Consider the following 10,316-nt stretch of genomic DNA (forward strand, 5'->3'; position numbering starts at 1 on the left):
GGGGGTGTCGGCCGCCGCTTGCGTTGCGGCGCTGGTCTGGCGCTGGGCTGCCGCCGCTTTTTGCGCGGTGCCCATGGGCCAGTTGGACAGGTCGCCGCTTTGGGCGGCACCGACGGCTTGGGCAAATTCTTGCAAATTGACGTTCATGCCCTTGAGGGTCGAGAGCGTCATTTTTTGCACCTGCAGCGCCTGCACGGTGGCGGCCAGGGCTTTGCCGTTTTGGTCAAGCCAGAACTGCACGGCTTTCAATTCTTCGATGCGTTTGTCGATTTCTTCGACGCTCACTGTGGGGGCCACCCAGCTGGAGAACGGCGGCAGTGCAGCGCCTTTGCTCGACTGGCTCAATTGTTGGAAAAAATCGTATCCGGGAATGAATTGGCCAAAACCAAAAGCCTGTGCGTCGCTCATGGCAACCTCCTGTGAGTGCAATCGTGAAAGCTTAATGCATGTCAATGCTGCATGCCACCGGCTTTGTGCTGGGCAGGTGCGCCGTGCTGGGGCATGGCATGGCCGTGGCCGCTGGTGGTTTGGCCCAGGGCTTGGACGGTCACTTGCACGGGGTGCTCCAGGGTTTGGCCCTGGGCATTTTTAAATTGCAAGGTGACGGGGATCTGGCTGCCAGCGACCAGCGGGGCTTTGAGCTGCATGAACATCAGGTGGTAGCCGCCGGGTTTGAGCTCGACGGTCTGGCCCACGGGCAGGTCTAGGCTGGGGATGGCGCGCATTTTCATCACGTCGCCTTCCATGGTCATTTCGTGCACTTCAGAGACGGCGGAGGCATCGGTGCGCACGCCCACCAGCTGCAGCGGCTCGTGGGCGGTCAGGCGCATAAAGGCACCGCTGGCCTGCTGACCGGCAACGGTGGCGCGGGCCCAGGGAGCATCAACTTGTACGGGGGCCTCGGCCCAGGCGCTCAGGCTGGTGGCAAGCACGGTGGCGGCGGCAAGAAAAGTGCGAAGCGTCATGGTCAGTCAGTCCTTGGAAAAAAAATCTATTCTAGGGAGGATTGCAGTGTAGGTTTTAAGAGCTGTTTGCGCTCTTATTTATTGGTTTTTAAGGATTTATGTTGTTGATATGAAGCAATGTTTAGCGCTTCTAGCTATCAAAAAATTCTAGTAAGCCACTGTGCCGTTGCGTGGGCTGGGCCAGGGCCTGCGCCAATACCTTGGGGTGCTGGGTAAAGACGGTGCACTGCGCTTTGGCGCGGGTGATGCCGGTGTACACCAGCTCGCGCCCCAGGACGCTGCCGCCGTAGGCCGGGAGCACCAAGGCGGCATGGGTAAATTCCGAGCCTTGGCTTTTGTGTACCGTCATGGCAAAGGCGGTTTCGATGTGCGCCAGCCGCGCCACGCCGACGCTGCGCAGCTGGTCGCCATCCAAGAAATACACGCGCAAGAGGCCGTCGGGGCTGGGCAGGGTGATGCCAATGTCACCGTTGAACACGCCCAGGGCGCTGTCGTTGCGCGTCACCATGACGGGGCGGCCGGCGTACCAGGGGCCGTCTTTCACCAAGCGTTTGCGGGCGATGAGTTCGCGTTCGATGGCGGTGTTCAGGCCGGTCACGCCCCAGTCACCTTCGCGCACGGCGCACAGCAGGCGAAAGCGTTCAAACGCCTGCAAAACTTGTTTCACCCAGAGGGTGTGATCGCCCTGCGGGCCAGCGTGCAGGGCGTGCAGGTAATCGTGGTAGCTGGGCTGGTCGCTGGAGAGGGCGGTGCGCCAGATGGCTTCGGTGCGCCCGCTGCGGTGGTAGGCCAGGCTGCCATCGGCGCAGGTGTCCAGCACCTGCTGCGCGGCCCGGGCATCGCCGCGATTGACGGCCAGGGCCAGCTGCCCAATCGGCCCGCCAAAGCGCCGGCTGTGGCGCAGCATGACGGTGCTTTGCGCCAAGGCGCTGCCGTGCGGATCGCGCAAAGCGGCAGGGATGGTTTGCCCGGCCGCCGCCTGGGCAAAGGCGACGGTGTCGGGGTGGTAGTGCCCGCCTTCGGCCCCTTGGCACAGGTCGCCCAGTACGGCCCCGGCTTCGACCGAGGCCAGTTGGTCTTTGTCCCCCAGGATGATGAGGCGGGCCTGGGGCGGCAGGGCTTGCAAGAGGGTGGCCATCATGGCCAGGTGCACCATGGAGGCTTCATCGACGATGAGCACATCGACCTCCAGTGGGGTGATGGTGCTGGCCTGCCCAGGGCGCAGTTGCAGCAGGCTGTGCAGGGTGCGGGCTGCGCCGGTGCGTTGCACCAGGGCGGCAATGTCCACGTCCTGGCCGATGCTGGTGTGCAGGCCCAGCAGCGCTTGGTCGATGGATTGCTTTAAACGGGCAGCGGCTTTGCCTGTGGGCGCAGCCAGGGCCACGCGCAGTTGTTCGGGCTGGGCGGCGGTGGCAAACAGCAGGGCCAGCAGGCGGGCGGCGGTATAGGTTTTGCCCGTGCCGGGGCCGCCGGTGATCAGGGTGAGCCGCCCCCGCAGGGCCAGGGCGCAGGCCAGTTTTTGCCAGTCGCAATCGGCGTTTTCGGTGGCGGGGCTGGGCTGGCTGGGGAACAGGCGATCGAGCCAATGGCGGATGGTGGGCGGATCAATATTGGTGGCGGTGCTGGGGTCGGGCGTGGCCCGGCAGCGCTGCAGGATGTGCTGGGCCACCGCGCGTTCGTAATGCCAATAGCGGCGCAAATACAGTTTGGGCGCGCTGGGGTGGGGGGTGAGCACCATGGGCTGGCCGCTGTCGGCATCGCGCCCCACGACCCGCACCAGGGGGCAGTGCTGCAAAGCCTGCAGCCAGGCATCCAGTAGCGTGGGCAATTGCCGCCATTGGGCGGTGATATCGGGGTGGGTGCTGCTGTCCCAGGCGAGCAGGCGCTGCGGGGCGGCCACCAGGTCGGCCAGCGGTAGGCAGCTGTGGCCCCGGCTTTCCACATGGGCCAGCAGGGCGCTGGCCAGCAGGACGCAATCGGGGGCGCTGGGGTGGTGGGTGTGGACAAATTGCATCCAGGCGATGTCCAGCGGGCGCAGCAGGCCCTGGGTTTGCCAGGCGCGCAATTGGTCGCGCAGGGGCAAGGCGCTGTCTTCGGGGGCGAACAGGTCGAGGGTGTGGGGGGCGTCGTGCTTCATGCGCAGGCCTCGGCGGGGGCGGTGATCAGGGCGTCCAGGGCATCGAGCAAGGCGCTGGGGATGGGCAGGTGCTGCATCCAGGTGCCATCCAGCCCGCGCATAAACAGGTAGAGCGCCCCGCCCAGGTGGTCTTCGGGGCGGTAGGCCGCCCCCAGGCGCTGGCGCAGCAGGCGGTGCAGGGCCAGGGTGTAGAGGGCCGCTTGCACGTCGTAACGGTGCTGCAGCATGGCAGCGGCCAGGGTGGTGGGGGTGTAGGCGCTGCCGTCGGGCCCCAGGGTGTTGGTTTTGTAATCGAGCACCCAGTAGCGCCCGCCGTGGGCAAACACCAGGTCGGCAAAGCCCATGGCCATGCCGTGCAGCTGGCGCTGGGGCAGGGCGGGGCGTGCCTGTCCGGGCAGCAAATAGTGCTGGCACAGGGCATCGACCGCGCTGCTGGAGAGCGGGGCCAGGGGCAGCCAGAACTCCATCTCGGTGAGTTGGGTGGTGAGGGCGGGCAAGGCGCAATCCAGCGGCGGCAGCGGGGTGTGGCCCAGGGTGCTGAGCCAGTGGGCCACGTCTTCGGCTTGGGGCTGGCTGTAGCCGGCCCGCAGGCAGCGGCCCAGCAAAGCCTGGCGCAGTGGGCCATCCAGCGGGGCAAAGCCCTGGTCGGCCCACCATTGCATTTGGCTGTGCAAAAAGTTGCCTACCAGCGGCCCCTTGGGAAAGCGGTGCCAGACGGCGCTGGCGCTGCTGGGCGCGGCGGTGGACGGGGGGGCGGCGGGTTCGTCCTCGGCGGGCGTTTGGGCCAGTAGGGCCTCGTCAGGCCGGGGGGCCGCGCCCAGGTCGCGCACCAGGGCCGAGAAGCTGGCCACGCCCCAGCTGCGGTCGAACTGGCCGTCGTAGGGGGGGGCCGGGCGCAAGGCGGCTGGCTGGCGTTCGTTCTTAAAAAGCGTAGCTGTAGGCGCTTTATCTATAAGCGTTAGCGTGCTATTTGGGCAAGATTTTGCCAGGGTTTCTAGGGCGCTTTGCCACTGCGCGGCGCTTTGGGGCGCATCCCCCGCGAGCAAATAGCCGGTGGCGCTGCGCTCGTTTTGGCAGGATTTTTTCCGTTTTTTGATCGGCCCCAGGCCCAGCCAGAGCAGGTGGCGTGGGCGGGTGGCGGCCACGTAGAACAGGCGCAGGTCTTCGCGCAGGCGCTCTTCTTCGGCTTGGGCCAGGTCGTGGTCGCTGACTTGCAGCACCAGGTGGCCATCGGGGCGGCGCACAAAGGGGGTGCGGGCCCTTTCTTTCTCCGTAAAGTCGCTGGCAAAGGGCAGCATCACCAGCGGGTATTCCAGGCCCTTGCTTTTGTGGATGGTGATGACTTGCACCAAGTCGGCATCGCTTTCCAGGCGCACGGTTTGCGCTTGGGCATCGCCGTTGGGGTTGGCGATGGATTCTTGCAGCCAGCGGATGAGCGCTTGCTCGCCCTCCACGGTGGCGCTGGCTTGTTGCAGCAGCTCGCCCAGGTGCAGCACATTGGTCAGCCGCCGCTCGCCGTCCGGCTCGGCCAGCCAGCGGGCGGGCAAGCCCAGCTGGTGCAGGCTGGCGCGCAGCATGGCCAGCACGCCTTGGCGCTGCCAGAGCTGGTGCAGGCGGTGCAGCTGGGCGGTGCGCTGGTCCAGCAGGGCATCGTCGTGTGCCAGTTGCTGCAAATCGGCAAACGGCAGATCCAGCAGGCGGGTGGCAAAGGCGGCCCGCAGGGTGCGGGTGTTCAGCGGCTCGGCCACGGCCCGCAGCCAAAACAGCAGATCGTGCGCCTCGGGGCTGGCAAAGACGGATTCGCGGTCGGACAAATACACCGAGGCAATGCGGCGCTGGCGCAGCGCCTGGCGCACGGCGGTGGCCTCTTTGCCCTGGCGCACCAAAATCGCCACATCGCCCGGGCGCAGGCGCACAAAGCGGCCATCGGGCTGGGCAAAGCCCATGCCGGGGTCGTTCAGCCACTGGGCCAATTGCTCGGCGCAGGCGGCGGCAAACAGGGTGCGCAAGTCCTGGCCGCTGACGGGCTCGGGCGCGGCGTGCCAGGCCATGTGCAGGGCGGGCACGGGGGTGCCGTTGGCGTGCAGCACTTCGGGGCGGCCTTGGGCTGCGACCTGAATAAACGGCAGGGGGTTGTGCGCGCTGTGGGTGCGAAAGCGAAACGCACCGCTGCCCGGCCGGTTTTCGGCCTGGGCAAACCAGTGGTTCACGGCAGCCACCAGGGCATGGCTGGAGCGGTAGTTTTTATCGAGCACATAGTGCCGCCCGGCGGTGGCCTGCCGCGCTTGCAGGTAGCTGTAAATATCGGCCCCGCGAAAGCCGTAGATGGATTGCTTGGGGTCACCAATCAATAGCAGGGCGCGGTCGCTGGTATTGGTTTCTGGGCTGTAAACACTGGAAAACAGCCGGTATTGCAGCGGGGAGGTGTCCTGAAATTCATCCAGCAGCGCCACCGGGTACTGCTGCAGCAGGCGCTGGCGCAGCACCGCACCTTGCGGGCCGGTGAGGGCCGCATCCAGGCGCTGGAGCATGTCGGTAAAGCCAAAGGTGGCTGTTTGGCTTTTGATCCACTGCAGGCGCTGTTGCACGCGGGCGGCCGCGTGCTGGCGCAGGTGCAGGCGGGGCGAGGGCAGGGCGGCCAGCTCGGCCAGCAGGTGTTCCAGCGCGGCCGCTTGCGGTGGGTAGTTCACGGGCACAGCGCCGCTGCGGGCATCGTCCAGGCCAGCGGGGGTCAGGCGCCACGCGCCCGTGGCCATGGCGCTGGCCAGATCAGGGTGGGGCGCGGCGGCCCAGTCTTTGAGCGCTTGCAGCCACTGCAAACAATTTTTACGCTGCAAGCGGCGGCCATCCCATGCGCCTTTGTTGTGGGCCCACTGCCCCTCCAGCCAGATTTCGTAGTCCTCGGCCGCTTGCGCCCAGCCTTGGGCCAGGGCGTGCAGGCGGGCGTGGGCGTGCGCCTCCCAGTGGGGCAGCAGATCGGCCAGGTCGCCCGCCCCCAGGGCGGGGTCGAGGCTTTCGTGGGCCAGGGGGCGGATATCGTTGGCAAAGGCGGCAAAATTTTTCCACTGCGCTTGCAGGCGCTCCAGGTTCGGCGCGTCCAGCGGGTAGCACTGCTGGCGCCAGTAGTCTTGCAGGGCTTCGGTCAGGCGCTGGGCCTCGTCGGCCTCCAGGGTTTCGTCCAGCAGGCTGCCGCTGTCCAGCGCATGCTCGCGCAGCACGCGCTGGCACCAGGCATCAATGGTGAAGATGGCGGCATCGTCCATACCCTGGGCGGCCAGCTCCAGCCGCCAGGCGGCTTGCTCGCGCTGGGTGGCTTCGGGGTAGGTGGCCAATAAATCGTGCAAAAAATCATCACCCGCGCTTTGGCCGCGAAAGCAAGCGGCCGCCTCCACCAGCCGGGCGCGAATGCGCTCGCTCAACTCGCGCGTGGCGGCGCGGGTGAAGGTCATCACCAAAATCTGCGCCGGTTGCAGGGGGCAGGGCTGGCCCTGCGGGGCAAAGGCATTGGCCCCGCCGTGGCCCAGCACCAGGCGCACGACCAGGGCGGCAATCGTCCAGGTTTTGCCGGTGCCGGCGCTGGCCTCTATCAAGCGGCTGCCGTGCAGGGGGAAGGTGAGGGGGGCCAGTGGGTGCAGGGTTTCAGGCATGGAGCGCCTCCGAAGGTTGCAGGTCAGCGCTTAAGTCTTCCCAGGCCACGATGCGCACCGATTGCGCCACCCAGGCGACCAGCGGGGCGTAGAGCGCCTCGACGTAGTGGGCAAAGCGCCCGTCGGCGCTCAGGGCGGCAAAGTCAGGGAAGAAGCGGGCCCAGGCCAGATCGGTGGCTTCGCCATCGCTGTGGTGGCTGCCGTCGTAGGTTTCCCACGGTTTGCCGTTGGTCGCTTGGGCCAAGGCGGTTTTGCAGGGCAGGGGCAGCGGCTGGGCTTGCCCCGCTTGCCACGTGGCCAGCCAGGCGTGCAGGGCCGAGGTGGCTGCGTCCGGGTCGGATGCGGCGATGTGCAGGCAGGCATCGTGCCCGATCAGCCATTGCTCCAGCGCGATGCCGCACGCGGCGGCGGCCAGGCTGTGCAAATAGGGCGTGAGCAGTTTGTCGGCACGCGGCTGGGCTTTGTTGCCCTCGCCGAGCAGCACGTTGCTGGCCGAGAGGCTGATGCGCACCGGGGGGGCCGTTGCATGGCGTTGGCGCAGGCCATCGAGCCAGTCGTCCAGCACGATGCCCTGGTGCGCAATGTGCAGCGCCTGGTGGGGGGCTTCGACGGGGTAGTGCTGCTGCAATTGCGCCCAGGCCTGCAAGCTGTTGCTGGTGCTGGCGTGCAGGGCGGCTTTTTCCTGTTCGCCCAGCCCGGCCAAGGGCAGGCTGCCAGCGTTTTGCAGGTGTTGCAGCTGGCGTGTCAGCAAGGTGCTCAGCGCCTGCGGTGTTTTGGGGGCGCTGGCCCAGGCATGGGTGGCGGCGGCCATGGTGGTTTGCAGTTGCTCGACCAGGCCATAGGCGGCCAGCCCGCCCAGGGCAAAGCATTCTTCATCCAGCGGCAGGTCTTCGGCCAGCTCAAAGCTGACTTGCCACTGTTGGCGCAAAAAGCTGCGGGCCGGGTGGCGCATAAAGCGGGCCAGGGTGGGCAAATTCAGCGCGGGGAGCGTGCTGGTGGGGGCGGGTGCTGTGGCCGTTGCCGGGGCTGCCGTGGGTGCTGGCAAGGGCGAGGATGAGGGTGCATTGGCCCCTTGGTGGGCGGCTTGCCATTCGCGGGCGTAGGTGGTCAGCGGGCTGCCGACTTCAAAGTAGCGGCGGCTAAAGGGTTGCAGCGGGTGGTGAAAGCTGCGCTGGGCCAGCACGTCGCCGCCAGGGTGGCCGGGCTGGGCGGGGTCTTCGCCCTGCCACCCGGCGGCCAGGTAGTCGCGCAGCTGTGCCACCAGCACCGAGGGGGGCTGGGGGCTGTTGTCGCGCACGCTGTGCCCGGCCCAGCTGAGGTAGAGCTGGCGGCGGGCCGAGAGCAGGGCATCGAGCATGAGCTGGCGGTCGTAATCGTTGCGGGCGCGGTCGCCGGGGCGGGTTTGGCCGGGGTGTTGCATCAGGTCAAAGCCGTTTTTGCTGGCGCGGCGCGGGTAGTCGCCATCGTTCATGCCCAGCAGGCAGACCACCTCGAACGGAATGGCCCGCATGGGCTGCAGGGTGCAAAAGGTGACACCGCCGGCGTGAAAGCGCTCTTCCAGCGCGGGCGCTTGCAGGGCGGCCAGCCAGGCGGCTTGCACCACTTCCAGCGGCACGGCTTGTTCAAAGCGGGCGTGCTCGCAGGCTTGCAGCCAGGTTTGCAGGCTGTGCTCCAGCCCTTGCAGCACGGCGGCATCGACGCTGTCTTGGGCGCTAAAGCCGTCGGTCAGGAGTTGGCGCAGGCGTTGGGCCCACACCTGGGGCGGCGCGGGGGTTTGGGCCGCTTGCCACCAGGTTTGCAGGCAGGCCAGCAGGGCGGCCAAGATGCCGGCCAGGTGGGCGCTGAGGCCTTCTACCTCGGGCAGCGGGGCCATGCCTTGCCAGTCGGCGCAGGTGGGCAGGCCGTCGTGCTCGATGGGGGCGGCCCCGCTGGCATAGCCCAGCAGCATGCGCTGCAGGCCAAACCAGGCGCTGTTGGTGTCGCCACAGGCGGCCAGATCGAGTTGGCGGCGGTGTTCGGCGTTCAGCCCCCAGCGGATGCCCGCTTGCGCCATCCATTGGCGCAGCAGGGGGGCATCGGCGGGCTCCAGGCCCAGGCGGGCGGCCACGGCGGGCACGTCCAGCAGGCTGGCCAAATCGCTGAAATGGCAGCGCTGCTGCGGCAGGCGCAGCAGCCATTGCAGGGCCACGACCAGGGGGCTGTGGGCCTGGGCGGCCAGGTCGGCAATGGCAAAGGGGATGCGGCGCGGGTCGTTGTGTGCGTGCAGGCCAAACACGGCGCGAATGGCCGGGGCGGCCGCGGCAATGTCCGGCAGCATGACGATGATGTTGCGCGGCTGCAGCGGGGCCTGCCCGGCAGGGGGCGGCGCGGCCAGCAGGGTGAGCAGGTGGTCGTGCAGCACTTCCAGTTCGCGCACCAGACTGTGGGCGCTGTGCAGGACGATGGATTGGTCGGCCGCCGCGATGCAGTGCTGCGGCTGGGTGGCCTTGGGGTGCTCGGCTAGCGGCAGCAGGTCGCGAATGCTGCGCTGCACTTGTTCTAGCAGGCTGCCTTGGTCATTAGGTGCTTCGTCATAGATATCAATCCGGGAAATGGCTTGTGCTAAGTGGGTACTGCTCTCTAAATCATCGAGCAAGCGCACGTAGTCCCGGCTTTGCCGCCCCCAGGCCATGAGCAAGGGGTGGGCGTGGGCGTGCATGGCCTCCAGCGAGACGGTGGCCAGGTCTTGCCCCCGGTTGGGATGGCGGCGGCGTTGCTGGCGCAGCAGTTCGCGCCCGTCGATGGCATCGGCCCAGTGGTAGCGGCAGGGGTTGGGTACGGCCAAGATCACTTGGCTGTGGCGGGCGATGGCCTGGAGAAATTCCAGCATCTCCAGCGGCACCTGGGTCAGCCCCAGCAGCAGCACGCGCCGGGCAATGGGCAGGCTGCCAATGTCGGCGGTGCGCAAGGCATCGAGCACCTGCTGGCGCAGGGCCGGGCGGGTGACGCTGCGCTCTTGCGCCGTCAGGTCGGCCAGCACGGCCCGCCACAGGGGGGGCTGCCATTCCTGGCCTTCGGGCAGGGGGGTGTCGGGTTGGCCGGGCAAGCCGGGCAGGTGGTCGCGCCCGGCCTCCCAGGCCAGCAGCCAGTCGCTGCGATAGACCTGGTACTGGTCAAACAAGTCGGCCAGGCGGCTGGCCAATTGCAGCAGGCGCTGGGGCTGGTCGTCGCGCAAAAAGCGGGCGATGGGGGCAAAGGCCGGCAATTCGAGGCAGGTGGGCAGCAGGCGCATCAGCCGCCAGGCCATGGGCTGCTCATCCAGCGGCGAGAGGCTGGGCACGCGCTGCGGCCCCAAAATTTGCCGCCAGCTGCGCCACAAAAACCGCGCGGGCAGCTCCACCCGCGTGGCCGCGCAAATGCCTTGGTGCTGGGCTTGCAGCATCTTGAACCATTCGGCCGTGCCGTTGCTTTGCACCAGCACGACCTCTTGCTCCAGCGGGCCCAGGGGGTGGGCACGGCTCCAGTCGATCAGGGCCTGGGCCAGGGTTTCGGCGCAGTTGCCGTGCAGGGCGAGAAAGCCGGGGGTCA

The 10,316-nt window shown here is 67.5% G+C and carries 5 protein-coding genes; all 5 read right to left on the reverse strand.

Going from position 1 to position 10,316, the window contains the following annotated elements; all coding sequences use genetic code 11:
* Positions 1-408, reverse strand: a 408-nt coding sequence (locus J1777_RS13645) for a PhaM family polyhydroxyalkanoate granule multifunctional regulatory protein (RefSeq protein ID WP_341352963.1), incomplete at its 3' end; no start/stop codon positions are given.
* Positions 409-449: 41 nt separating this feature from the next.
* Positions 450-965 carry a copper chaperone PCu(A)C gene (locus J1777_RS13650; protein WP_207576229.1) on the reverse strand — a complete coding sequence of 172 codons (516 nt, stop codon included), beginning with the start codon at positions 963-965 and terminating at the stop codon, positions 450-452.
* Positions 966-1,095: 130 nt separating this feature from the next.
* A complete protein-coding gene (recD, locus tag J1777_RS13655; protein WP_207576230.1) occupies positions 1,096-3,102 on the reverse strand; it encodes an exodeoxyribonuclease V subunit alpha in 2,007 nt (668 codons plus the stop codon).
* Positions 3,099-6,749: an exodeoxyribonuclease V subunit beta gene (recB, locus tag J1777_RS13660; RefSeq protein WP_207576231.1), complete on the reverse strand. Its 3,651-nt coding sequence runs from the start codon at positions 6,747-6,749 to the stop codon at positions 3,099-3,101. Before recB ends, recD begins: the two co-directional genes overlap by 4 nt.
* Positions 6,742-10,316, reverse strand: a 3,575-nt coding sequence (gene recC / locus J1777_RS13665; protein ID WP_207576232.1) for an exodeoxyribonuclease V subunit gamma, incomplete at its 5' end; no start/stop codon positions are given. The genes recB and recC, both read right to left, overlap by 8 nt.

Origin of the sequence: Comamonas denitrificans, from assembly GCF_017368815.1 — a bacterium.
GTDB lineage: Bacteria > Pseudomonadota > Gammaproteobacteria > Burkholderiales > Burkholderiaceae_C > Comamonas > Comamonas denitrificans.